The organism is Agromyces sp. NPDC057865, assembly GCF_042796995.1.
Taxonomy (GTDB): domain Bacteria; phylum Actinomycetota; class Actinomycetes; order Actinomycetales; family Microbacteriaceae; genus Agromyces.
Window position 1 is genome coordinate 901,429 of the sequence record NZ_JBHVMJ010000003.1, and the last position, 22,240, is coordinate 923,668.

The 22,240-nt window shown below is 70.8% G+C and carries 21 protein-coding genes; 12 read left to right on the forward strand and 9 right to left on the reverse strand.

Features of this window, described 5'->3' with window-relative positions:
* Positions 1–6: 6 nt before the first annotated feature.
* Positions 7–1,605, reverse strand: a complete 1,599-nt coding sequence (locus ACFVN5_RS17105) for an acyl-CoA carboxylase subunit beta (RefSeq protein WP_376956572.1) — start codon at positions 1,603–1,605, stop codon at positions 7–9.
* A gap of 112 nt (positions 1,606–1,717) precedes the next feature.
* Here ACFVN5_RS17105 and ACFVN5_RS17110 point away from each other — a divergent pair, with 112 nt between their 5' ends.
* From ACFVN5_RS17110 to ACFVN5_RS17120, 3 genes are all read left to right on the forward strand, one after another.
* Positions 1,718–2,599: a biotin--[acetyl-CoA-carboxylase] ligase gene (locus tag ACFVN5_RS17110; protein WP_376956574.1), complete on the forward strand. Its 882-nt coding sequence runs from the start codon at positions 1,718–1,720 to the stop codon at positions 2,597–2,599.
* A 7-nt stretch (positions 2,600–2,606) separates the two neighbouring features.
* Positions 2,607–3,170 (forward strand): PH domain-containing protein, encoded by a 564-nt coding sequence (locus ACFVN5_RS17115; protein WP_376956576.1) that lies wholly within the window; start codon positions 2,607–2,609, stop codon positions 3,168–3,170.
* Positions 3,171–3,314: 144 nt separating this feature from the next.
* Entirely contained in the window at positions 3,315–4,154 is an 840-nt protein-coding gene (locus tag ACFVN5_RS17120; protein WP_376956578.1) for a DarT ssDNA thymidine ADP-ribosyltransferase family protein, read from the forward strand.
* Here ACFVN5_RS17120 and ACFVN5_RS17125 read toward each other — a convergent pair.
* Complete coding sequence (locus tag ACFVN5_RS17125; protein ID WP_376956580.1) at positions 4,090–4,740, reverse strand: GtrA family protein; 651 nt, start codon at positions 4,738–4,740, stop codon at positions 4,090–4,092. The genes ACFVN5_RS17120 and ACFVN5_RS17125 overlap by 65 nt on opposite strands.
* A gap of 77 nt (positions 4,741–4,817) precedes the next feature.
* Between ACFVN5_RS17125 and ACFVN5_RS17130 the strand changes: the two genes are divergently transcribed.
* The 3 genes from ACFVN5_RS17130 to ACFVN5_RS17140 all read left to right on the forward strand — a co-directional run bounded on the left by ACFVN5_RS17130 (position 4,818) and on the right by ACFVN5_RS17140 (position 7,902).
* Positions 4,818–5,963: a 5-(carboxyamino)imidazole ribonucleotide synthase gene (locus ACFVN5_RS17130; RefSeq protein ID WP_376956582.1), complete on the forward strand. Its 1,146-nt coding sequence runs from the start codon at positions 4,818–4,820 to the stop codon at positions 5,961–5,963.
* A 110-nt stretch (positions 5,964–6,073) separates the two neighbouring features.
* Positions 6,074–6,541: a 5-(carboxyamino)imidazole ribonucleotide mutase gene (gene purE, locus ACFVN5_RS17135; RefSeq protein ID WP_376956838.1), complete on the forward strand. Its 468-nt coding sequence runs from the start codon at positions 6,074–6,076 to the stop codon at positions 6,539–6,541.
* Positions 6,538–7,902, forward strand: coding sequence for an LCP family protein (locus ACFVN5_RS17140; RefSeq protein WP_376956584.1), 1,365 nt, complete (start codon positions 6,538–6,540; stop codon positions 7,900–7,902). Before purE ends, ACFVN5_RS17140 begins: the two co-directional genes overlap by 4 nt.
* A gap of 84 nt (positions 7,903–7,986) precedes the next feature.
* Here ACFVN5_RS17140 and ACFVN5_RS17145 read toward each other — a convergent pair whose 3' ends face one another.
* Together ACFVN5_RS17145 and ACFVN5_RS17150 are read right to left on the reverse strand one after the other, a co-directional pair.
* Complete coding sequence (locus ACFVN5_RS17145) at positions 7,987–9,129, reverse strand: glycosyltransferase (protein WP_376956586.1); 1,143 nt, start codon at positions 9,127–9,129, stop codon at positions 7,987–7,989.
* A 97-nt stretch (positions 9,130–9,226) separates the two neighbouring features.
* Complete coding sequence (locus tag ACFVN5_RS17150; protein ID WP_376956588.1) at positions 9,227–10,186, reverse strand: glycosyltransferase; 960 nt, start codon at positions 10,184–10,186, stop codon at positions 9,227–9,229.
* Positions 10,187–10,227: 41 nt separating this feature from the next.
* On the opposite strand from ACFVN5_RS17150, the gene ACFVN5_RS17155 reads away from it, so the two are divergent.
* Both ACFVN5_RS17155 and ACFVN5_RS17160 read left to right on the forward strand, forming a co-directional pair.
* Positions 10,228–10,512, forward strand: coding sequence for a hypothetical protein (locus tag ACFVN5_RS17155; protein WP_376956590.1), 285 nt, complete (start codon positions 10,228–10,230; stop codon positions 10,510–10,512).
* Positions 10,509–12,023: a glycosyltransferase gene (locus tag ACFVN5_RS17160; protein ID WP_376956592.1), complete on the forward strand. Its 1,515-nt coding sequence runs from the start codon at positions 10,509–10,511 to the stop codon at positions 12,021–12,023. Before ACFVN5_RS17155 ends, ACFVN5_RS17160 begins: the two co-directional genes overlap by 4 nt.
* Positions 12,024–12,096: 73 nt before the next feature.
* On the opposite strand, the gene rfbD is transcribed toward ACFVN5_RS17160, so the two are convergent.
* Together rfbD and rfbB are read right to left on the reverse strand one after the other, a co-directional pair.
* Positions 12,097–12,948 (reverse strand): dTDP-4-dehydrorhamnose reductase, encoded by an 852-nt coding sequence (rfbD, locus tag ACFVN5_RS17165; protein ID WP_376956593.1) that lies wholly within the window; start codon positions 12,946–12,948, stop codon positions 12,097–12,099.
* A gap of 4 nt (positions 12,949–12,952) precedes the next feature.
* Positions 12,953–13,948, reverse strand: coding sequence for a dTDP-glucose 4,6-dehydratase (gene rfbB / locus ACFVN5_RS17170; RefSeq protein ID WP_376956595.1), 996 nt, complete (start codon positions 13,946–13,948; stop codon positions 12,953–12,955).
* A gap of 128 nt (positions 13,949–14,076) precedes the next feature.
* Here rfbB and ACFVN5_RS17175 point away from each other — a divergent pair, with 128 nt between their 5' ends.
* From ACFVN5_RS17175 to rfbA, 3 genes are read left to right on the forward strand one after another with little or no spacing between them, the layout of a single operon-like run.
* The gene (locus ACFVN5_RS17175; RefSeq protein ID WP_376956597.1) at positions 14,077–15,036 is read left to right on the forward strand and encodes a class I SAM-dependent methyltransferase; all 960 of its coding nucleotides are present in this window, start codon (positions 14,077–14,079) and stop codon (positions 15,034–15,036) included.
* Between the two features lie 11 nt (positions 15,037–15,047).
* Positions 15,048–15,656, forward strand: a complete 609-nt coding sequence (rfbC, locus tag ACFVN5_RS17180; protein WP_376956599.1) for a dTDP-4-dehydrorhamnose 3,5-epimerase — start codon at positions 15,048–15,050, stop codon at positions 15,654–15,656.
* Between the two features lies 1 nt (position 15,657).
* Positions 15,658–16,530: a glucose-1-phosphate thymidylyltransferase RfbA gene (gene rfbA, locus ACFVN5_RS17185; protein ID WP_376956601.1), complete on the forward strand. Its 873-nt coding sequence runs from the start codon at positions 15,658–15,660 to the stop codon at positions 16,528–16,530.
* Positions 16,531–16,560: 30 nt separating this feature from the next.
* Here the strand turns inward: rfbA and ACFVN5_RS17190 are convergent, their stop codons facing one another.
* From ACFVN5_RS17190 to ACFVN5_RS17200, 3 genes are read right to left on the reverse strand one after another with little or no spacing between them, the layout of a single operon-like run.
* Positions 16,561–17,427 carry a glycosyltransferase family 2 protein gene (locus ACFVN5_RS17190; RefSeq protein WP_376956603.1) on the reverse strand — a complete coding sequence of 289 codons (867 nt, stop codon included), beginning with the start codon at positions 17,425–17,427 and terminating at the stop codon, positions 16,561–16,563.
* A complete protein-coding gene (locus ACFVN5_RS17195) occupies positions 17,424–18,623 on the reverse strand; it encodes a polysaccharide ABC transporter ATP-binding protein (protein ID WP_376956605.1) in 1,200 nt (399 codons plus the stop codon). Before ACFVN5_RS17195 ends, ACFVN5_RS17190 begins: the two co-directional genes overlap by 4 nt.
* Positions 18,624–18,634: 11 nt before the next feature.
* On the reverse strand, positions 18,635–19,549 hold the full coding sequence (locus ACFVN5_RS17200) for an ABC transporter permease (RefSeq protein WP_376956607.1): 915 nt from the start codon (positions 19,547–19,549) through the stop codon (positions 18,635–18,637).
* Positions 19,550–19,713: 164 nt separating this feature from the next.
* Between ACFVN5_RS17200 and ACFVN5_RS17205 the strand changes: the two genes are divergently transcribed.
* Positions 19,714–22,143: a hypothetical protein gene (locus ACFVN5_RS17205; protein WP_376956609.1), complete on the forward strand. Its 2,430-nt coding sequence runs from the start codon at positions 19,714–19,716 to the stop codon at positions 22,141–22,143.
* The last annotated feature ends 97 nt before the right edge of the window (positions 22,144–22,240 follow it).

Sequence of the window (22,240 nt, forward strand, 5' to 3'; positions counted from 1 at the left end):
TTCCCCCTAGAGCGGGATGTTCCCGTGCTTCTTCGGCGGCAGGCTCGCGCGCTTGGTGCGCAGCGTGCGCAGCGCCTTGACGATCGCGACGCGGGTCGCCGCGGGCTCGATGACGCCGTCCAACTCGCCGCGCTCGGCCGCGAGGAACGGCGACGCCACGTTGTAGGTGTACTCGTTGGCGAGCTGCGTGCGCACCGCGGCGACATCCTCGCCGGCCTCCTCGGCCCGCTTGATCTCCGCGCGGTAGAGGATGTTGACGGCGCCCTGCCCGCCCATGACGGCGATCTCGGCGGTCGGCCACGCGAGGTTGATGTCGGCGCCGAGCTGTTTCGAGCCCATGACGATGTACGCGCCGCCGTAGGCCTTGCGCGTGATCACGGTCACGAGGGGAACGGTCGCCTCGGCGTACGCGTAGAGCAGCTTCGCGCCGCGTCGGATGACGCCCGTCCACTCCTGGTCGGTGCCCGGCAGGTAGCCCGGCACGTCGACGAGCGTGAGGATCGGGATCGAGAACGCGTCGCAGAACCGCACGAAGCGCGACGCCTTCTCGCCGGCGGCGATGTTCAGCGTGCCCGCCATCTGGCTCGGCTGGTTCGCGATGATGCCGACCGAGCGGCCCTCGATGCGGGCGAACCCGATGAGCACGTTGGGCGCGTAGAGCGGCTGCACCTCGAGGAAGTCCGCGTGGTCGACGATGCCCTCGATGATCGAGTGCATGTCGTACGGCTGGTTCGGCGAGTCGGGGATGATCGTGTTCAGGCGACGGTCGTCGTCGGTGATCTCGAGCTCGACGTCGGCGTCGTAGACCGGGGCATCCGTCATGTTGTTGTCGGGCAGGAACGAGACCAGCGTGCGCGCGTAGTCGAGCGCGTCGGACTCGTCGCTCGCGAGGTAGTGCGCGACGCCCGAGACGGTGTTGTGCGTGAGCGCACCGCCGAGCTCCTCCATGCCGACGTCCTCGCCGGTGACGGTCTTGATCACGTCGGGGCCGGTCACGAACATCTGGCTCGTCTTGTCGACCATGATGACGAAGTCGGTGAGCGCGGGGGAGTACACCGCACCGCCAGCCGCCGGGCCGCAGACGATGGAGATCTGGGGGATCACGCCGGACGCCGCGGTGTTGCGCCGGAAGATCTCGCCGTACTTGCCGAGGGCGACCACGCCCTCCTGGATGCGTGCGCCGCCCGAGTCGAGGATGCCGATGATCGGCACGCCGAGCTTCAGCGCGAGCTCCATGACCTTGATGATCTTCTCGCCGGCGACCTCGCCGAGCGAGCCGCCGAAGATCGTGAAGTCCTGCGAGTACACCGCGACCTGCCGGCCGTGGATCGTGCCGGTGCCGGTCACGACCGCGTCGCCGTAGGGGCGCTTGGCGTCCATGCCGAACGCGTGCGTGCGGTGCCGCACGAACTCGTCGAGCTCCACGAACGAGCCGGGGTCGAGCAGCTCGGCGATGCGCTCGCGCGCGGTCATCTTGCCCTTGGCGTGCTGCTTCTCGATGGCCGCCTCGCCCGACGCGGTCACGGCTTCGTGATAGCGCTGCTTGAGGTCGGCGAGCTTGCCGGCGGTCGTGAAGAGGTCGGGGCCGTCAGTCGCTTCGGTCACGCCGTTCACTCTACCGGCGAGCATCCCGGGCACTTCGTTGACGGATTCCTACAAATCCTCCCGCCGACCTCGTGCATTCCCGTGACGTGCCCACCTGCGGGAGGATGTGGGCATGGACCTTCCCCTGAGCCGCGCGGCGGTCCCGCGCCTCGAGTTCCTCGCCACCGCCGGGTCGACGAACGACGAGCTGCGCACGGCCGCGAACGGGGCGGATGCCGCGGCCTGGCCGCATGGCGCCGTCATCGTGACCGACGACCAGACGAGCGGCCGCGGCCGCCTCGGACGCACCTGGTCGGCACCGACGGGCAAGACACTCGCGATCTCGGTGCTCCTGCGCCCGGAGCTGCCGGGCGGCGCGCCGTTCCCGTCCGAGGGCTACGGCTGGATCCCGCTCATCGCGGGGGCCGCGATGACCGAGGCTGTGCGCCGGGCCGTCGAGGGCGCGGCATCCGCTCGAGCCGACGACGCCGAGGAGGACGACGGCACCGGCGGCGTCGAGGTCGAGCTCAAGTGGCCGAACGACGTGCTCGTGTCGGGCTACAAGGTGTGCGGCATCCTCTCGGAGCTGCTGCCCCCTTCGACGGGCTCGGCCTCTTCGACGGGCTCAGGGACCCCAGCCGTCGTCGTGGGCGCCGGCCTCAACCTCACGCTCGACGAGCACGACCTGCCCACGCTGACGTCGACGTCGCTGCTGCTCGTCACGGGCGTGCAGCCCGACGCCGACCGCGTGCTGGCCGACTACCTGGGCACGTTCCTCTCGCTCGTGCGCGCGTTCGCCGAGCACGGCGCGGATGCCGCGGCGAGCGGCATCGCCGACCGGGTCAGCTCGCTCTGCGGCACGCTCGGCGCCGAGGTGCGCGTCGAACTGCCGGGCGGACACGAGCTGCTCGGCGTGGCCGAGCGGCTCGACGCCGACGGCCGACTGCTGGTCCGCGACCGGAATGGGGAGGCGCAGGCTGTCGCCGCCGGGGACGTCACGCACCTGAGGTATTAATGGGCGTATGAGCTCAGCCGCGAGCCAGGCTGCCGCCCAGCCTGCAGCATCCGTCGAGCGCGTGGTCGCACGCGTCCGCCGGCACGCGCGGATCCTCATCCTGCCGGTGCTCCTGCTCGTGGCGACCGCCGGCGCGGCGACGTACCTGCTCCTCACCCTTCCCGAGGTGTGGCAACTCATCGCCGTCGGGGTGGTCGCGCTCCTCATCGTGGTCCTGGGCTGCCTGCTCCCGTTCGTCTCGTGGCTCGCACGCCGCACGACCATCACGACGCGGCGCATCATCCTGCGCAGCGGGGTCTTCGCGCGCGTGCGGCAGGAGCTGCTGCACAGCCGTGGGTACGACGTGACCGTGCGGCGCACGTGGCTGCAGAGCGCGTTCGGCTCGGGCGACGTGCGCGTGAACACCGGCCACGAGCGGCCGTTCGTCATCCGCGACGTGCCGAAGCCGTTCCAGCTGCAGGCGGCCCTCGACGAGCTCATGGAGGCCGCGCACAGCCTCGTCGCGGACCGGCGGCGTGCCGAGCAGTCCACGCTGTTCGACGGCGACACGATCGCCTGGGGCGGCCGCTGAGGCGTCGCCGCGTCGGTGCGGGCATCGCTCGGGTCGAGCGCGGTCGTGCGTCCTGCGCGGTGCCGCGGCATCCGCTGGGGGGCGTAACGTAGACGGGTGGTTCCGCGCGCCCCCGAGCGCGGGACGCGCGATGAAGGGTTCCACGTGGCCGACGAATGCATCCACGGTTTCGACGACGGCCTCTGCGCCATCTGCTTCCCGCCGAAGGAGCCCGAGCCGAAACCGGCCGCCAAGGCCGCGCCTCGGGCGCGGGCGGGCACGACGCGTGCGGCGCGACCGGCCGCCCGGGTCGCCGGCGCCTCGCGGGCGGCGACCTCGCTCGTCGACGCGCCAGTCGACCCCAAGTCGGTGCGCATCTACCACGTGACCCACGTGGAGAACCTCGCCCCGATCCTCGGCTCGGGCGCGGTGCTGGCGGATGACGCCGGCGCGACCCCCGTCGTCGACCTCGCGGCACCCGATGCGCGGGAGTTCCGCCGTTCGGCCGCCGTCGAGGGCGTCGACGCCGTCGTCGCCGACTACGTCCCGTTCCTGCTCTCCACCGACGCGCACGTCTGGAACGCCATCCGCACCGGCACGCCAGACCCGCGGCTGTCGGTCGAGGCGGTGCAACGGCCCCCGGCCGACCACGTGATCCTCGTGAGCTCGGTCGCCTCCGCCGTCGGCGCGCGCACCGAGACCGCGGGCACCGTGGTCGTCACCGACGCGGATGCCGCGACGGGCGGCGTCGGCTCGGCGTCGGCCTGGCCCGACGTGCTCCGGATGCTGCAGCGGCTCCATCGCGAGGACGACGGGGCCCGCCTGCGCTCGGCGGAGTTCCTCGTGCGCGAGCTGCTCCCGCTCGAGCGCGTGCTGCTCATCGCCGTTGGCAACGACCGCGTCCGCGACCGCGTCCGTTCGGCGCTCGACGCGGTGGGCGTCAGGACCCGGGTGGCGGTGTACCCGCCGTGGTTCCAGCCGACGGTCGAGGAGCCGGAGGCGTAGCCGCGGCATCCGTCGACCGCTCGTCGTCGGCGGGCACGATCGCCGCGCGCTCCTCGGGCGGCGTCGGCTCCTCGAAGAGGGTGCGCTGCGCCTCCTCGACGCGCTCGAGGTTCGAGAGCCCGTCGGCGCGGTGGTGGCCGAAGACCCAGTAGCGGTAGAGCAGGAAGCGGAACGCCGTGCCGAGCGCGAGCCCGATCACGTTGGACGAGACGTTGTCGGCGAAGAGGCTCGTGTAGCCGAGCACGTGGTGGCTGATCCAGAGGCAGCCGAGCGCGATGAGCATGCCGCCGACGGAGACGATCGCGTACTCCACGAACTCGCGCACGTAGTTGCGGCGGCGATGGTGGCGGAAGGTCCAGTACCGGTTGCCGAGCCAGTTGAAGATGATCGCGACGCTCGTCGAGATGGTCTTCGCGCCGATCGCCGACTGCGCCCAGTGGTCGTCGCCGAACACGCCGAGGCGCAGGAGGTTGAACAGCACCACGTCGATGACCAGGCCGATGAGCCCCACCACGCCGAACTTCACGAGATACGCCAGCAGGCCGTGCCACAGGCGGGCGAACGCACTGCCGACGGTGGTGGTCACCGGCACATCCTATGCCGTCGGGGTCGGCCTAGACTGAACGGGGCGTCCCATCGGGGCGTCGTCTCGGCCGACGGCGAATGGAGTGTGCACGAGTGCGGGTCGGAGTGATCGGCGGCGGGCAGCTCGCCCGGATGATGATTCCCGCGGCGATCGAACTCGGCGTCGAGTTGCGCGTGCTGGCCGAGGCCGAGGGCATGTCCGCGGCGCTCGCGGCCGACCGCGTGGGCGACTACACCGACGCCGAGACCGTGCTCGCGTTCGCGCGCGACGTCGACGTCGTGACGTTCGACCACGAGCACGTGCCGCAGGACGTGCTTCGCCTGCTCGTCGACGAGGGCATCCCCGTGCACCCCGGCCCCGACGCGCTCCGCTTCGCGCAGGACAAGCTCCTCATGCGCGAGCGGCTCTCCGAGCTCGGCCTCCCCGTGCCCGACTGGGCCCGCGTCACGACGACAGGGGAGCTCGACGACTTCATCGCCGACCATGGTGGCTCCGCGGTCGTGAAGACGCCGCGTGGCGGCTACGACGGCAAGGGCGTGCGCGTGGTGCGCTCGGCGGCCGAGGTCGCCGAGTGGTTCGCCACCGTCGCCGAGGACGGCCGTGGCGGCGCCCTGCTCGCCGAGGAGCTCGTCGACTTCCGCCGCGAGCTCGCGCAGCTCGTGGCCCGCCGCCCGTCGGGCGAGGTCGCGGCCTGGCCGCTCGTCGAGACCGTGCAGGTCGGCGGGGTCTGCAGCGAGGTCATCGCGCCCGCGCCGCGCTCGGCCGGGCGTCTCGCCGACGTCGCCGCCGACGTGGCCATCACCATCGCCGAGGGCGTCGGCGTCACGGGCGTGCTCGCCGTGGAGCTCTTCGAGACGACCGACGACCGCGTGCTCGTGAACGAGCTCGCCATGCGCCCGCACAACAGCGGGCACTGGTCGATGGACGGCTCGACGACCGGCCAGTTCGAGCAGCACCTCCGCGCCGTCCTCGACCTGCCGCTCGGCGGCACGGGCAGCCACGAGGCGTGGAGCGTCATGGTGAACGTGCTCGGCGGCCCCGCCGAGGGCTCGCTCGCCGACCGCTACGCGGAGGCGCTGGCGGGGCATCCGACCGTGAAGCTGCACAACTACGGCAAGGCGCCCCGGCCCGGCCGCAAGGTCGGCCACGTCACGGCGATCGGGGCCGACCTCGACGACGTCGTGTACGAGGCGCGCGCGGCGGCCGCCGTCTTCCAGGACTGAGGGTTTCGGGGGACGCCGTCGCGGCACTGCGCGCCCTCCGGGCATCTCACAGCACCTCGCCTTAGGATTCTCGGGTGACTGCAGCAACCACCCCGCTCGTGGGCGTCGTGATGGGCTCCGACTCCGACTGGAACGTGATGCGCGAGGCATCCGAACTGCTCGACGAGTTCGGCGTCGCGCACGAGGTGGAGGTCGTCTCCGCGCACCGCACGCCCGAGAAGATGATCGCGTACGGCAAGGAGGCCGCCGGCCGCGGCCTCAAGGTGATCATCGCGGGCGCCGGGGGAGCTGCGCACCTGCCGGGCATGCTCGCCTCGGTCACCACCCTCCCGGTCGTCGGCGTGCCCGTGCCGCTGTCGCGCCTCGACGGGCTCGACTCGCTGCTCTCGATCGTGCAGATGCCCGCCGGCGTGCCCGTCGCGACCGTGTCCATCGGCGGCGCCCGCAACGCCGGGCTGGTCGCCGTCAAGATCCTCGCGACGTCGGATGCCGCGCTCACCACGGCGCTCGCCGACTACGCGACCGCCCTCGCCGCCCTGGTCGAGGAGAAGAACGAACGGCTGAAGTCCACCCGATGAGCCTCGCCGCCAGCCCGATCCGCTACCCCGACCTGGGGTCCCGCACGGTCATGACTCGCCGCGCGTGGTGGCTGGTCGTGCTCAACGTGCTGATCCCGGGCTCCGCGCAGGTGCTCGCGGGCGACCGCAAGCTCGGCCGGTTCGGGCTGGGAGCGACGCTCACGCTGTGGTTCCTCGCGCTCGTCGCGCTCGTGGTGTGGATCTTCTGGCCCGCCGTGCTCTACACGGTGTTCTCGACGACCATCACGCTCTGGGTGGTCGCGGGCGTGCTCGCGTTCTACGCCGTGCTCTGGGCCATCCTCACCCTCGACACGCTCCGGCTCGTGAAGCTCGTGAAGACCGCGCCGTCGGCTCGCGCCGCGGTCGCGGCGCTCTCGGTCGTGCTCATGGTGCTCGTCTCGGGCACGGCCGCCTACGGCGCGTACCTCGCGACGACCGCGAGCGGCTTCCTCTCGTCGGTGTTCGTCGCGGGGCCCAGCGAGCCGCCCATCGACGGGCGGTACAACGTGCTGCTGCTCGGCGGCGACGCCGGGCCCGACCGCGACGGACTGCGCCCCGACAGCATCCGGGTCGTCAGCATCGACGCCGAGACCGGCCAGGCCGTGACCATCGGCCTGCCGCGCAACATGGTCGACGTGCCGTTCGACGACGACTCACCGCTGAAGGCGGTCTATCCCGAGGGCTACGGCGCGATCGACGGCTGCGAGGTCGACGTCTGCATGCTCAACTCGATCTACACCGAGGTCGAGCTGAAGAGCCCCGACATGTACCCGAACGCGGTCGCCGAGGGCTCCGAGCCCGGCATCGAGGCGATGCGGGATGCCGCGGAGGGCATCACCGGGCTGCCGATCCAGTACTACGTGCTCATCGACATGGCCGGCTTCCAGCAGCTCATCGACGCGCTCGGCGGCGTGACGATCAACGTGCCCGAGGACGTGCCGATCCACGCCGACGAGACCTTCACCACGGTCGCCGAGTGGATCCCCGCGGGCGAGCAGCACCTCGACGGCTACCACGCGCTCTGGTACGCCCGATCGCGCCACGGCACGAGCGACTACGACCGCATGGCGCGCCAGCTCCAGCTCCAGGAGGCGGTGCTCGCCCAGTTCAACGCGGCGAACGTCCTCTCGAAGTTCCAGGAGATCGCCGCGGCCGGCTCGCAGGTCGTGAAGACCGACGTGCCGCAGGGCATGCTCGGGTACTTCGTCGACCTCGCGTCGAAGACCAAGGAGCTGCCGATCATCGACGTCCCGCTGGTGCCCGACAACGGCGTGGACCCCGAGGATCCCGACTACGACTACATCCGGCAGCTCGTGCAGCAGGCCGTGTTCCCGCCCGAGACCGAGGAGCCCGCGGGCTAGGTCGGCGGGTCGGGCTGCGCCGGCGACGGATGTCGCGCCGGGAGGTGTGCGCTCCGCCGTGGGGTCTCGCTGCGGGCCCGGCCGTCAGAGGTCGGCGTGCAGCTGCCAGACCCGCTCGCCGGCGTCGCGCCAGCTGAACGCCCGACTGCGGTCGTGGCCGGTGATCGCGAGGCGCTCGGCGAGGGCGCGGTCGGACACGACGGAGGTGATGGCCGCGGCGAGCCGGTCGGCGTAGCCGTGGTCGGCCATGCCGACGGGAACGCCGAGCCCTGCGCCGGCCGAGACCTCGAGGTACGCGGGGGTGTCGGAGTGGATCACGGGCACGCCGAGGCTGAACGCCTCGATGAGCCCGGTGCCCGAGCCCTCGTCGTGGCTCGGCGCGACGTAGGCCATGGAGCCGCGCAGCACGACGGCGAGGTCGGCCGCGTCGAGGTCGTCGAGGTGCCGGATGCGCGAGGCCGCGACGCCGAGCTCCTCGGCGACCTCGGCCACGTGCTGGTCGCCCCACGACTCGGGGCCGAGCACCACGACCGGGACGTCGGGCACGCCGCGGCGTCCGAGTGCCGTGAACACGTCGACGAGGCCCTTGCGCGGCTCGAGCGTGCCGGGAACCACGATGTACTCGCGCGGGAGCGCGAGTCGCACGGCGCGCTCCTCGGCGTCGGGCCCGATCTCGAGGCCGGATCGCGGGGCCGTGCCGATGACGCGCACCCGGTCGCCGAGGTCGGCGACCTGTTGGAGCCGCTTGGCCAGCGCGTGGGTGGGCACGACGACCGCGTCGGCGTGCTTGCGCGCGCGCTTCATCATGCCCTTCTGCCAGGTGACGGATGCCGCGCTGATCGCCTCGGGGTGGGTCCACGCGAGCACGTCGTGCACGGTCACCACGACCTGGTTGCCGCCGGCGCTGCGATCGTGCTTGCGCAGCGGCGCGAACAGGCTCGTGGCGTGGATCATGCCGCTGCCCGGCGAGGTGGTGATGCCGAGCTGCCAGGCGGCGGCGAGCTCGCGGCGCGCGAGCGACGTCTTGTAGAGGCCGGCGAGTCCGGGAACCTCGGCCTGCACCCGGTCGTAGTCCTCGGGGAGCGACGACGACACGATCGCCTCGACCTCGCAGCCGCGCGGGGAGGTCGCCACGATCGCACGGCCCAGGTCGCGGGTGTAGCGGCCGATCGGACCGGGGACTGGGGCCACGATCTGGTCGAGGATGACGCGCAGGGTGGTCGTCACGCTGCTCCTTCCGCACCGACGCCGGTCGGTGACCTGCCCACCCTAGTCCGTCGCGAACGGGCAGCGTCCGCCGTCGTCCACACGTCCGGAGAGGGCGTCAGGTGATGAGCGCCTTCAGCCAGCCGGGGATCATCCCGCGGCGCCGGACGAGGCCGTGGACGGTGCCGGTGGTGATCGCGAGGACCTGCGCGATGCGCTGCGGTCCGCTCACCATCGACACGATCATGCCGCCCATCTCGCGTCGCAGCACCGCGCCCACCCATCGCGGGCGGCGCAGCACGTTGCGGAGGATGAGGTCGATGTTGTTGCGCGCGATGTAGTACCGCCGGAACGGCGAGTGGTACTGGTAGGTCGCGATCCGGCCGCTCTCGCGGTGGCGCAGCGGGATGCCGAACGGGCGGAGCTCCGCGCGGCGCCCGATGGAGTGGCGGATGTCGGTGCCCTTCGCCACGGCGATGCGGAAGCCCCGGTCGCGCACGCGCAGGCAGTACTCGGTGTCGACGCAGTCGATCACGAGCCGCTCGTCGAACAGGCCGCCGTGCTCGAGGCACTCGCGGCTGATCACGAAGCCGGTCTGGATGGCCTCGGGCACGAGCCCGAAGCCCTCGGGCGACACCCAGGTCGGCAGGGCCGGGGCGCCGTTCACCGCGTCGACGGCGACGATGCCGAGGCGCGTGACCGCGTTGGCCCGCGCGAAGATGCCGAGCGCGATGCCGACGTAGTCCTCGGGCAGGTCGGTGTCCTGGTCGACGTTCACGACGTAGTCGGCTCCGTCGTCGAGCGCGACGCGCACGCCCGTGTTGAGCGCCGCGGCGATGCCCGAGTTGCGCTCGAGCCGGTGCACCTCGATGCCGGATGCCGCGGCATCCTCGAGCGCCGCGTCGGCCGACGGGCCGGAGCCGTCGTCGACGACGATGACCCGGTCGACCTGGCGGGCCAGGTCGCGAAGCCGGCCCACGACCCCGTCGTCGGGGTGGAACGTGGGCACCACCGCGATGACGCGGGGGGCGGATGCTGCGACGGGCGAGCTCTCACGGGGCGGTCTCGTCGAGGGCATTAGGCTAGTTTACGACCGCCGACGAGAGGATCAGATCCATCGTGACCAACGCCACGAGCACTCGGTGGCCGGAAACCCGGCCCGAGGCCCGCGTGAGCTCCGAGACGGAGCTCGCCGAGGAGCGCCTGGCCTTCGCCGACCGCATCATCGGCCTCGAGGAGCAGGTCAGGGAACTGCAGGCCGCGAGCCGGCTGACCCCGACCGAGACCGTCGCCGTCGAGGCGAACCTCGCCGGGATCAAGTCGTCGCTCACCTGGCGCGCCGGTCGCGTGGTCACCCTCCCGATCCGCGTGCTCCGGGTCGTCAAGCGCCGAGTGCTGGGATGAGCGCGGCCGATCCCGCACTCGCGGCGCGCGTCGAGGCCTGGATCGACTCGGCCGGCCACACCGCCGACGAGGTCGTGCGCACGGCTCGCGCGGTACTCGACGCCGGCTTCGACCCATCGGGCGTCAGGGTGGTGGTCGACGAGGTCGCCCACGAGGACACGTCGGAGATGATCCGCGGCGCCGAATCGGTCGGCGTGTCCATCCTGCCCGCGGACGCCGCCGAACTGAACGAGCGGTTGGCCGCCACCCGCGCGGAGTTCCTGTTCATCGTCCGCTGGGGCACGGTCGTCGGCGACGTCCTGCCGAAGGTGGTCGGCTACCTCGACCGGTTCCCCTCGATCGACCTCACCTACGGCGATTCGAGCACGGACCTGGGCATCCCGCTGCTTCGCCCGCTCTTCTCGCCGATCCGGCTGCGCAGCAACGACTACCTCGGTCCGGTGGTCGCCGCGCGGGTCGCAGCGCTCCTCGGCCTCGGCGGCTTCCGGCCCGAAGCACGTCGAGCCCAGGTCCTCGACGTCGTGCTCCGCGCCGACGCGGCCGGCCTTGTCGTGAGCCTCGACCCGCAGGTGCTGGCGACCGAGGACCTCGCCCGCGACGAGTTCGCGGGCACGTCGGCGGCACAGGCGGCCGTCGTCGCGGCGCACCTGGAGCGCATCGGCGTCGGCGCGGTCGTCGAGGAGGTCGAGCCCTTCGTGCGCCGGGTGCGCTACGACATCGTCGACGAGCCGCTCGTGTCGATCGTCATCCCGACTCGTGGGGGCAGTGCGCAGATCGCCGGCACGGATCGAGTGCTCGTCGTGGAGGCGATCCGCGGCATCGTCGAGCGCACGACCTACGCGAACCTCGAGTTCGTGGTCGTCGCGGACGCCGAGACACCCGATGCGGTCGTCGCGGAGCTCGAGGAGCTGTGCGGCGAACGCCTGCGCCTCGTGCTGTGGGACGCGCCGTTCAACTTCAGCGCGAAGATGAACCGCGGTGCCGTCGCTGCGCGCGGCGACTACCTGCTGCTGCTCAACGACGACGTCGAGGTCGTGAGCGACGACTGGATCGAGACGCTCCTCGGGCTCGCGCAGCAGGACGGCGTCGGCATCGTCGGCGCACAGCTCTACTTCGAGGACAGCACCGTCCAGCACGCCGGCCAGATCTACACGGGCGGCGTCGCCGGCCACGCCGCGTTCGGCTGGGCCGGGGGCCGGGACGACTCGATCAAGTCGATGATGACCGACCACGAGGTCTCCGGCGTCACGGCCGCCTGCGCCCTGATCGCCCGTGACCTCTACTTCGAGCTCGGCGGCTTCACGCTCGCCCTCCCCGGGAACTACAACGACGTCGACCTCAACATGAAGGTGCGCGCGACCGGGCGCTCGGCCGTGTTCAGCCCGTGGGCGCGCCTCTACCACTTCGAGTCGAAGACCCGCGACCCGCGGATCCTCGAGAGCGACCTCACGACGCTGCAGGGGCGGTGGTCCCGCCGCATGCAGGTGGAGCTGTACTCGCGCATGATGTGACGGGTCGGGCGGTCCCGCGGGAGCCGCCCGACGGCGTGCACCGATCGCGCCCGGGTCGGCGAGCGGTCGCCCGTCAGGACGTGCTGACGGCGTCCGTCGCGATCGCGTCGGCGAGCGCCTCGCGCCAGGGTCGCATCGGGGCGAGCCCTGCGGCGGCCCACGCGTCGTGGCCGAGCACCGAGTAGGAGGGTCGCGGCGCAGGACGCACGAAGGCGCTGCTGTCGGTCGGCGTGATGCGCTCAGGGTCGAGCCCCGAGTCCTCGAGCACCGCCCGCGCGAACTCGAACCAGGTCGCCTGACCCGAGTTCGTGCCGTGGTAGATGCCGGCCGGAGCGTCGGCGTCGAGCATCGCCACGAGCTGGGCGGCGAGGTCCGCGGTCCAGGTCGGCTGGCCGAGCTGGTCGTCCACGACCGACCACGTCTCGCGCGACGCCGCGAGCTGCAGCATCGTGCGCGCGAAGTTCGGGCCGTGCTCGCCGTAGAGCCAGGCGGTGCGCACCACGTACGTGCCCGCGGGATGCACCTCGAGGGCGAGCTCCTCGCCGGCGGCCTTGGTGCGGCCGTACGCGTTGATCGGGTCGCGGGGGAGGTCCTCTGCGTACGGCGTCGTGGCCCGGCCGTCGAAGACGTAGTCGGTCGAGATCGTCACGAGGCGCGCGCCGAGGCCGGCGCACGCCGCGGCGAGGTTCGCCGGTCCGGTGGCGTTGGCGGCGTACGCCTCCGCCTCATGGGTCTCCGCGTCGTCGACCTTCGTGTAGGCGGCGCAGTTCAGCACGACGTCGTGACCGCGCACCGCGGCCGCGACCGCCGCGGCATCCGTCACGTCGAGGTCGGCGCGACCGAGGGCGGTCACCTCCCGGCCGGCCAGCGCGGCCTGCAGGTCGCGCCCGAGCATGCCGGATGCCCCGGTGATCAGGTAGCGCATCGGGTCACTGCCCCTGGGCCTTGTAGCGGGCCTCGGTCGCGTCCTTCTGTGGCGCCCACCACGCCTCGTTGTCGCGGTACCACGCGATCGTGTCGGCAAGACCGGACTCGAAGTCGGAGAACTTCGGCTCCCAGCCGAGCTCGGTGCGCAGACGCGTCGAGTCGATGGCGTAGCGCAGGTCGTGGCCCGGGCGGTCGATGACGTGGTCGTAGGCGTCGGCCGGCTGGCCGAGCTGCGTGAGGATGAGCTCGACGACGTCCTTGTTGTTGCGCTCGCCGTTCGCGCCGATGAGGTAGGTCTCGCCGATCTCGCCCCGGTCGAGGATCGTGAGCACGGCGGAGGAGTGGTCGTTCGCGTGGATCCAGTCGCGGACGTTCTCGCCCTTCCCATAGAGCTTCGGCCGCTCGCCCCGGAGCACGTTGGTGATCTGGCGGGGGATGAACTTCTCGACGTGCTGGTACGGCCCGTAGTTGTTCGAGCAGTTCGAGATCGTGGCCCGCACGCCGAAGGAACGGACCCACGCGCGCACGAGGAGGTCGCTGCCGGCCTTCGTCGACGAGTACGGGCTCGACGGGTTGTAGGGCGTCGTCTCGGTGAACTTCGCCGGGTCGTCGAGCTCGAGGTCGCCGTACACCTCGTCGGTCGAGATGTGGTGGAACCGCCGATCGTGCCGGCGCGCGGCCTCGAGCAGCGTGTAGGTGCCGATGATGTTGGTGTCGAGGAACGGGCGCGGGTCCTCGAGCGAGTTGTCGTTGTGGCTCTCGGCCGCGTAGTGCACCACCGCGTCGGCCTCGGCGAAGAGCCCGTCGACGAGCTCCGCGTCCTGGATGTCGCCCTTGACGAACCGGAAGCGGTCGGCGGGCAGGCCATCGAGCGAGGCGAGGTTGCCGGCGTACGTGAGCTTGTCGAGCACCGTGACCGAGTGGTCGGTGTTCGCGAGCAGGTAGTGGACGAAGTTCGAGCCGATGAAGCCGGCGCCGCCGGTCACGAGGATTCTCATGGGTTTCGGATGTCTCCTGACGGTGATTGGGGCCGGTCGAGTCTACCGGTTCATACCTGAGGGCCATCGGCGAACGACTCGTCGGGCCGCTAGGCTGGCGGGATACCCGATCGATGGAGTCCGTGCGTATGACGATGATCGACGGCACCCATGGCGTGCCGGCCCGCGCCGACGTTCACTCGTCGTGGCTCGGTCCCGCGTCGTACTGGCAGCCTGCGCATATCGTGACGTCGGCCTGGCTCGAGCACGCCCCGTTCGGATTCTGGCTGTTCGACGAGCTGCGGCCGCGGTCGGTCGTCGAGCTCGGCACGCACTTCGGCTTCTCCTTCTTCGTGTTCGCAGAGGCGGCGCGTCGCCTCGGCCTCGCGAGCGAGCTCTTCGCACTCGACTCCTGGGAAGGCGACGACCAGGCCGGGTTCTACGAGGAGGACGTGTACGAGGCGGTCCGCACGATCGCCGAGCGGGACTACCCCGAGTCCACCCACCTGCTGAGGGGCTACTTCTCCGAGTCGCGTCACGCGATCGCCGACGACAGCGTCGACGTGCTGCACATCGACGGGCGGCACGGCTACGAAGACGCCCGCGAGGACTACCAGGAGTGGCGCAGCACGGTGCGCGACGGCGGGGTGATCCTCTTCCACGACATCGCCGAGCACGGTGAGGGATTCGGCGTGTGGCGACTCTGGGACGAACTCGCGCCGCGGCATCCGTCGTTCGCGTTCGCGCACGGGCACGGACTCGGCGTGCTCGGCGTCGGCGAGACCCGGAGTCGAGGACTCGCCGCCCTGTTCGACGCGAACGAGGCGACGGCGCGGGAGATCCGCTCCACCTACTCGAGGCTGGGCGCCGTCGTCACGCGGCAGGCGCAGCTCGAGGCGATGCCCGCGGAGGTGGACTCGCTGCACGCGCTCGTGGACTCCCTCAGGCACGAGGTCGAGCGCACGCGCGACATCGTCTCCCAGCGCGAGGCCGTCATCGACGACTTCCGCACGAGCACGAGTTGGAAGGTGACCCGTCCACTGCGTGCCGTGAGCTCGCTCCTCGGGCGCGGCCGGCGAGAGGCAGCGCGCCCAGGCGACCCACGGTAGGCTTGCATCCCGTGCAGATCCGCGAACTGAAGATCCCCGACAGCTACGAGATCACGCCTCGGCAGTTCCCCGACGAGCGCGGGGTCTTCCTCGAGTGGTACCGCTTCGATCGGCTCGAGGAGGCCGTCGGCCACCGTCTCGACCTGGCGCAGGGCAACACCTCGGTGTCGAAGCGCGGCGTCGTCCGCGGCATCCACTTCGCCGACGTCCCGCCGAGCCAGGCCAAGTACGTGACCGCCACGCATGGCTCCGTGCTCGACTTCGTCATCGACATCCGCGTGGGATCGCCGACATTCGGCCAGTGGGACTCCGTGCTGCTCGACGATGTCAATCGATGTGCCATCTACATCGCCGAGGGCCTGGGCCACTGCTTCGTGGCGCTCACCGACGACGCCACGGTCAGCTACCTCGTGACGTCGACCTTCAACGCGGAGCGCGAGCACGGCATCGACCCGACCGACCCCGAGATCGGCCTGGCGTTCCCCATCGAGGCGGACGAGCTGCTCCTCTCCCCGAAGGACACGGCGGCGCCGAGCCTCGAGGAGGCGGCCGCGTCGGGACTCCTCCCGACCTGGGCGGCCGCGCGGGCCTACTACGACGAACTCAACGGGAAGGGCTGACATGCGCGGCATCATCCTCGCCGGCGGTTCCGGCACGCGGCTGTGGCCGATCACCAAGGGCATCTCCAAGCAGCTGATGCCGATCTACGACAAGCCGATGGTCTACTACCCCCTGTCCACGCTCATGATGGCGGGCATCAACGAGGTCCTCATCATCACGACCCCCGAGTACAACGATCAGTTCCGGGCGCTCCTCGGCGACGGGTCCGCGCTCGGCATCCGGATCGAGTACGCGGTGCAGCCGAGCCCCGACGGTCTGGCGCAGGCCTTCATCATCGGCGAGGAATTCATCGGCGACGAGTCCGTCGCCCTCGTGCTGGGCGACAACATCTTCCACGGCACCGGCCTCGGGTCCGCGCTGCGCAAGCACAACGACATCGACGGCGCGCTCATCTTCGCCTACCAGGTGAGCGACCCGACCGCGTACGGCGTCGTCGAGTTCGACGAGGAGTTCACGGCGCTCTCGATCGAGGAGAAGCCAGCCGAGCCCAAGAGCAACTTCGCCGTGCCGGGACTCTACTTCTACGACAACGACGTCGTGGGCATCGCGAAGACGATCGAGCCGAGCGCACGCGGCGAGCTCGAGATCTCGACGGTGAACGAGCGCTACCTCCAGGCGGGCAAGCTGAGCGTGCAGGTGCTCGACCGTGGCACCGCGTGGCTCGACACCGGCACGTTCGAGTCGATGATGCAGGCCTCCGAGTACGTACGGGTGATCGAGGACCGCCAGGGCTTCAAGATCGGATGCATCGAGGAGATCGCCTGGCGCGCCGGATGGATCGACGACAGCCAGCTCGCGGGCCTGGCGGCGCCGCTCGTGAAGAGCGGCTACGGCGCGTACCTGCGCACGCTGCTCGCGCAGGGCACGGCCTGACGAGCCGATCGCCTGCGGCGGCGCGTGGCGTCAGCGCGTCGCGCGGCGCTCGGCGAGGGTCGAGCGCAGCCGCAGGCCGGTGAGCAGCACGACCCTGACCGGCCAGAAGAGCGGTCGCGAGTACTTCTTCCTGATGAACCGCTCGGCACTGCGGTGGTGCGCGCGGATCATGGCCGCCGACTCGCCGGCCGTGGAGTGGCCGCCCGTGTGGGTGACCTCCGCCGTCGGCGTGAAGCGATTGCGCCAACCCGCGCGCGAGAGCCGGTAGCCGAGGTCGACGTCCTCGAAGTACATGAAGAAGCCCTCGTCGAAGCCGCCGATCTCGTCGAAGGCCCGACGGCGCACGAGCACGCACGAGCCGGAGAGCCAGCCGGCGTCGCGCGCTGCGTCGGACGCGGTGGCGGCGTGGTAGCGCCGGGTCCACGGGTTCGTCGACCAGATGTTCGAGAACAGCGCATGGCCGGATCCGACGCGGATGCCTGGCACTTCGCGAGCCGAGGGGTAGACGCTGCCGTCGTCGTTGCGCACGACCGGCCCGACCGCGCCGATGTCGGCCGATCCGACTCCCGTCTGCAGTAGGCGGTCGATGGAGCCCGGGTGGAACACGACGTCGGGGTTCGTGATCATCACCCAGTCGACGTCTGCGGGCAGACCGCGGACGACCTCGTTGATCGCTCCGCCGTAGCCGAGGTTCGCGCGCATGGGGACGTAGGTCCCGCCCACCGCCGTGACGACCTCCCTGGTCGTCCCGGTGGACGGGAGGTTGTCGGCGACGAAGACCCGCGGCGGTTCGGACGCCGCGGCGGGGAGGCTGCCGAGCATGGCCCGGAGCTCGTCCTCGGAGCCGTAGCTCACCGAGACGAGGGCGACGACGGGTCGAACCGCCCCGTCGCTCATGCGACGGTCGGCGTCACGGTGCCGGTGGCCGCGAACTGCACGACGCCCGCACCGAACGGATCGTCGGCGTAGTCGAGCGTCCCGGCGGGGTCGAGCAACGTGATCGGCTCACCCGCACCGTCGGTCGCGCCCGCACTGATGACGAGGCGGTTGATGCCGAAGTTGGTCGACGGGATGGCGAACCGCACGTCGTAGTCGCCCGGGGCGGTCGGCAGGTCGATGCCGAGTCCCTCGGTGTTGAGTCGGTAGACGGCGTGCCCGAGTGTGGACTGCAGCGTGAACCCCGTGATCCACTCGGTCTCGCGCACCACTCGGGCATGGATGGTCACGGCGAGGTCGGTACCGCGCTCGATGGGCTGTCCACCGACCGGCCGGCCCGCGGCATCCGTCACGGAGACCGACGCGATCTCAACCGCTGGCCGGCGCTGCTCGCCCGTCTCCGACCCTTCGTTCGCGAGCCGATCGCGCTCGTACCCGTCGCGCAGCACGCGAATGCCCTCGCCCACACCGCCGTCGTGGACGATGCGGCCGCCGTCGAGGACGACGGCCCTCGTGCAGACGTCGGCCACCTGCTCGGCGGAGTGGCTCACGAGCACGATCGTGCGGCCCTCCCTCTGGAACTGCCGGATCTTGTTCATGCACTTCAGCTGGAACGGTTCGTCGCCGACCGCCAGGACCTCGTCGACGAGCAGGAGGTCGGGATCGGAATGCACTGCGACCGCGAAGGCGAGGCGCACGTACATGCCCGACGAGTAGAACTTGACCTGGGAGTCGATGAACTCGCCGATGCCCGAGAACTCGACGATGTCGTCGAACACGGCGTCGGTGTCGGCGGTCGACATGCCGAGGAGGGCGGCGTTGAGGTACACGTTCTCCCGCCCGGAGAGGTCGGGGTGGAATCCGGCTCCGAGCTCGAGCAGTGCGGCCACACGGCCTCGTCGGTAGACGTCGCCGCCGCTCGCCTCGATGATGCCGCCGATGACCTTGAGCAGGGTGCTCTTGCCTGAGCCGTTGTGGCCGATCAGGCCGACCGTCTCGCCGAGACCGATGTCGAGCGAGACGTCGTCGAGCGCCTTGAAGTCGGAGCGCGACTTCTCGCGGTTGCGCCAGTAGAGGACACGGTCCTTGAGCGACTTGTCCTTGTGGAGGACGAATCGCTTCGACACGCGCGCGATCCGGACGAGTGGTTCAGCCATGGGGGTCGTACTCACAGTTCCTGTGCGAAGTTGCTCTGGAGGCGGGAGAAGATCCGCTGTGCGATGACCAGCAGCACTCCGCACACGACGATCGCGATGAGCATGCGGAGCCAGAGCAGGTCGGGCCAGTACTGGGTCGGATCCTCCGTGCCCGCGACCCACATCGCCTTCTGCATGCCGAGCACTCCCAGCGTGACCGGGTTGGCGAGGTAGAGCTCCTCCAGCCAGGTGCCGCCGATCGCGTCGTGGACGAAGCCGACCGAGTACACGATCGGGGAGGCCCAGAACAGGACGAGCAGCAGGATCTCGACGAGGTGCTGGACGTCGCGGAGGTAGACGTTCAGCGCAGAGAGCACGAGTGCGAGCGCCGTCGCGAAGGTCAGGATGAGCACGATGCTCAGCGGCAGGTAGAAGACGTCCGCGTGCAGCGGCGGTTGGCCGAGCACGATCGTGGCCAGGAGCAGGATCGCGAACTGCACGACGAAGTTGAACGAGGACGCGCCGACGGTCGCCAGCGGGAAGATCTCCCGTGGCACGTAGACCTTCTTGACGAGCCCCGAGTTCGAGACGATCGAGTTCGTTCCGGCCGTGACGATCTCGCTGTACAGCGACCATGCCGTGAGGCCGGCGAACACGAAGATCGCGAAGTCGGGGATGGATCGGGCGGCTCCCAGGAACTGTCCGATCGCCACGTAGTAGATGATGAGCTGCGCGAGGGGTCGCATGAGCGACCAGACCACGCCGAGGCTGCTGTTCTTGTACTTCGCGCGCACCTCGCGGCTGACGAGCCTGCCCAGGAGCTCACGATGGTCGAACACCTCGGCGAACGACGTCCACGTCCCTCGACCGAGCGAGTTGTCGCGCCCGATGCGCCGCAAGGGCTCGTTGACGACGCGCGCGCCCTCGGCGCCGCTGCGTTCCGACATGTTCCTCGTACTTTCGGTCTCGGATGATCCGTACGATCCTACCGACTCGCCGACTGGGCTTCGGCCGTGAGGCCGTGTCGCTGGCGGGGTGCGCCCTTCGCGTGCCCTACCCTGAGCGGGTCGGCCGCGGCCGGCATCAGTCGAACGACCCGGGGGGAGCTTCGATGACGAGCGCACCGGCCGCCATGGCGCGTGTCCTCCTGCTCGTGGCCGTGCTGGTCGCGGGCGTGCTCGTGCCGTGGGCCTCGACCGAGCAGCGGGCCGAGGCGCTGAGCGCAGCCGACTGGGATGCCGGGAACATCATCAGCGACGCGGCGTTCTACGACGGCGCGGCGATGACGGAGGCCGAGATCCAGCGCTTCCTCGAGTCGATGGTCGGCACGTGCCAGAACTCCAATTGCCTGGCCGTGTACCGCGAGAACACTCCCACGCGCACGTGGTCGTTCGGCACCTGCTCCACCTATCCCGGCGGAACCGCGGAATCCGCCGCCCGGATCATCTTCAAGGTGCAGCAGGCGTGCACGCTGAGCGCGAGGGTGATCCTCGTGACGCTCCAGAAGGAGCAGAGCCTACTGACGAGTCGCGCGCCGTCCGACGGCGTCATGCGAAAGGCGATGGGGTACGGATGCCCCGACACGGCCGCGTGCGATTCGACGTACTACGGCTTCTTCAACCAGATCTTCGCCGCGGGACGCCAGCTGACCTGGTACGGCAACCCCGCCGGATCCTTCACCTCGATCCGCGTCGGACAGGTCAACAGGATCCAGTACCACCCCGATGCGAGCTGCGGCACGAAGGACGTGCTCGTCAGGAATCGAGCGACGGCGGCGCTGTACTACTACACGCCGTACACGCCCAATGCGGCCGCGCTGGCCAACCTCACCAGTACCGGTGACGAGTGCAGCGCATACGGGAACCGGAACTTCTGGGTGTACTACAACTCCTGGTTCGGGTCGAGCACGGCCGGGGCCAACCCGATCGGCAACCTCGAGCTCGTCTCGGCGCAGCCGGGCACGTTCCGGGTGGTCGGCTGGACGCTCGACCCCGACACCAGCGCCTCGATCGACGTGCACGTCTACGTCGGAGCCACCGGCGCCGCCTACACCGCCAACCGCAACCGACCCGACGTCGGCGCGGCGTATCCGGCCGCCGGGTCCGCGCACGGCTTCGACATCGCGGTGCCGGTCACCGGGCCGGGCAGCGCCTCGGTGTGCGTCTACGCCATGAACTACGGCGCCGGCGCCAACGTGCTCCTCGGGTGCTCGACCGTCGCCGCGCTCACGGGGTCGCCGGTCGGCGCGCTCACGTCGGTGACGACCGGGCCGGGGACCGTCGCGGCATCCGGCTGGGCGATCGACCCCGACACGGCGTCGCCCATCGCGGTGCACGTCTACGTCGACGGGACGGGCGTCGCGACCACCGCGTCCAACGCCGTCGACGGCATCGACCCCGCGTACGCGGCGTACGGGCGCGAGCACGGGTTCGCCGTGTCCGTCGCTGCGGCGCCGGGCAGCCATCAGGTCTGCGCCTACGGGATCAACACGGGACCGGGCGCGAACGTGCAGCTCGGATGCCAGACGGTGACGGTGCCCGCGAACGTCATCTCGGAGCAGGGCAGGGCGCCGGTCGGCGCGCTCGAGAGCGTCGTGGCCGGTTCGACCGGCATCACGGCGAAGGGCTGGGCGATCGATCCCGACACGGCGGCTCCGATCCCCGTGCACGTCTACGTCGACGCGACGGGAGCGGCGTTCACGGCCGGCGTCCCGCGCAGCGACCTGCCGGCCGCATGGGCCGCGTACGGCACCGGCCACGGCTTCGAGGCCACCATGGCGGCGGAGCCGGGGACCCGGAACGTCTGCGCCTACGCGATCAACACCTCGGGCGCGCCGACGCTGCTCGCGTGCAAGCAGGTGGAGCTGACGGGCGGGATCGCCGACCAGGGCCGGGTCCCGATCGGGAACCTCGAGGCGGTGCGCTCGGCGGCGCCGCGTCAGGTGTCGGTGTCGGGGTGGGCCATCGACCCCGACACCGTCGCGCCCATCTCGGTGCACGTCTACGTCGGCTCGACCGGAACCGCGACCACGGCGAACGGCGACCGGCCGGACGTCGCGGCCGTCTACCCGGCATACGGGTCGAAGCACGGCTTCTCGTGGACCGGCACGGTGGCGCCGGGTTCCTACAACGTGTGCGCCTACGGGATCAACAACGGGTCCGGCGGCAACGTCCTGCTCGGCTGCCGGACGGTGACCGTCGCGCCCGAGCCGGCACCGCCCCCGCCGACGGACTCGCAGTTCGCTCCCACCGGCAACCTCGAGGCGGCGGCGCGGGCCGACGGCGGCGTCGCGGTGTCGGGCTGGGCGCTCGATCCCGACACCTCGGCCTCCATCGACGTGCACGTCTACGTCGACTCGACGGGTACCGCGCTGCGCGCGACGGCATCGCGGCCCGACGTGGCCGCCGCGTTCGGGCTCGGGCCCGATCATGGATTCTCGGCGGTGCTCCCGATGGGTGCCGGGCCGCACCGGGTGTGCGCGTACGCGATCGACGCCACGAACGCGCCGCCCGCCGCCATCGGGTGCATCGACGTCCCGTAGAGCGACGGTAGGATCGTCAACGCCCTGTGTCGACGGCGCCGCATCGCGCCCATGAGAATCGAGCTTCGCCCTGCACACCCTCACTCGCGCCCTCCGA

Excerpts from the sequence above, each read along its gene's own strand:
- ACFVN5_RS17140 (WP_376956584.1), top strand. The coding sequence starts at position 6,538 with ATGAGCCTCGCCGCCAGCCCGATCCGCTACCCCGACCTGGGGTCCCGC.
- ACFVN5_RS17205 (WP_376956609.1), top strand. The coding sequence starts at position 19,714 with ATGACGAGCGCACCGGCCGCCATGGCGCGTGTCCTCCTGCTCGTGGCC.
- purE (WP_376956838.1), top strand. The coding sequence starts at position 6,074 with ATGGGCTCCGACTCCGACTGGAACGTGATGCGCGAGGCATCCGAACTG.
- rfbA (WP_376956601.1), top strand. The coding sequence starts at position 15,658 with ATGCGCGGCATCATCCTCGCCGGCGGTTCCGGCACGCGGCTGTGGCCG.
- ACFVN5_RS17200 (WP_376956607.1), bottom strand. The coding sequence starts at position 19,549 with ATGTCGGAACGCAGCGGCGCCGAGGGCGCGCGCGTCGTCAACGAGCCC.
- ACFVN5_RS17190 (WP_376956603.1), bottom strand. The coding sequence starts at position 17,427 with ATGAGCGACGGGGCGGTTCGACCCGTCGTCGCCCTCGTCTCGGTGAGC.
- ACFVN5_RS17160 (WP_376956592.1), top strand. The coding sequence starts at position 10,509 with ATGAGCGCGGCCGATCCCGCACTCGCGGCGCGCGTCGAGGCCTGGATC.
- rfbB (WP_376956595.1), bottom strand. The coding sequence starts at position 13,948 with ATGAGAATCCTCGTGACCGGCGGCGCCGGCTTCATCGGCTCGAACTTC.
- rfbD (WP_376956593.1), bottom strand. The coding sequence starts at position 12,948 with ATGCGCTACCTGATCACCGGGGCATCCGGCATGCTCGGGCGCGACCTG.
- ACFVN5_RS17150 (WP_376956588.1), bottom strand. The coding sequence starts at position 10,186 with ATGCCCTCGACGAGACCGCCCCGTGAGAGCTCGCCCGTCGCAGCATCC.
- ACFVN5_RS17110 (WP_376956574.1), top strand. The coding sequence starts at position 1,718 with ATGGACCTTCCCCTGAGCCGCGCGGCGGTCCCGCGCCTCGAGTTCCTC.
- ACFVN5_RS17130 (WP_376956582.1), top strand. The coding sequence starts at position 4,818 with ATGGAGTGTGCACGAGTGCGGGTCGGAGTGATCGGCGGCGGGCAGCTC.
- ACFVN5_RS17115 (WP_376956576.1), top strand. The coding sequence starts at position 2,607 with ATGAGCTCAGCCGCGAGCCAGGCTGCCGCCCAGCCTGCAGCATCCGTC.
- ACFVN5_RS17175 (WP_376956597.1), top strand. The coding sequence starts at position 14,077 with ATGACGATGATCGACGGCACCCATGGCGTGCCGGCCCGCGCCGACGTT.
- ACFVN5_RS17195 (WP_376956605.1), bottom strand. The coding sequence starts at position 18,623 with ATGGCTGAACCACTCGTCCGGATCGCGCGCGTGTCGAAGCGATTCGTC.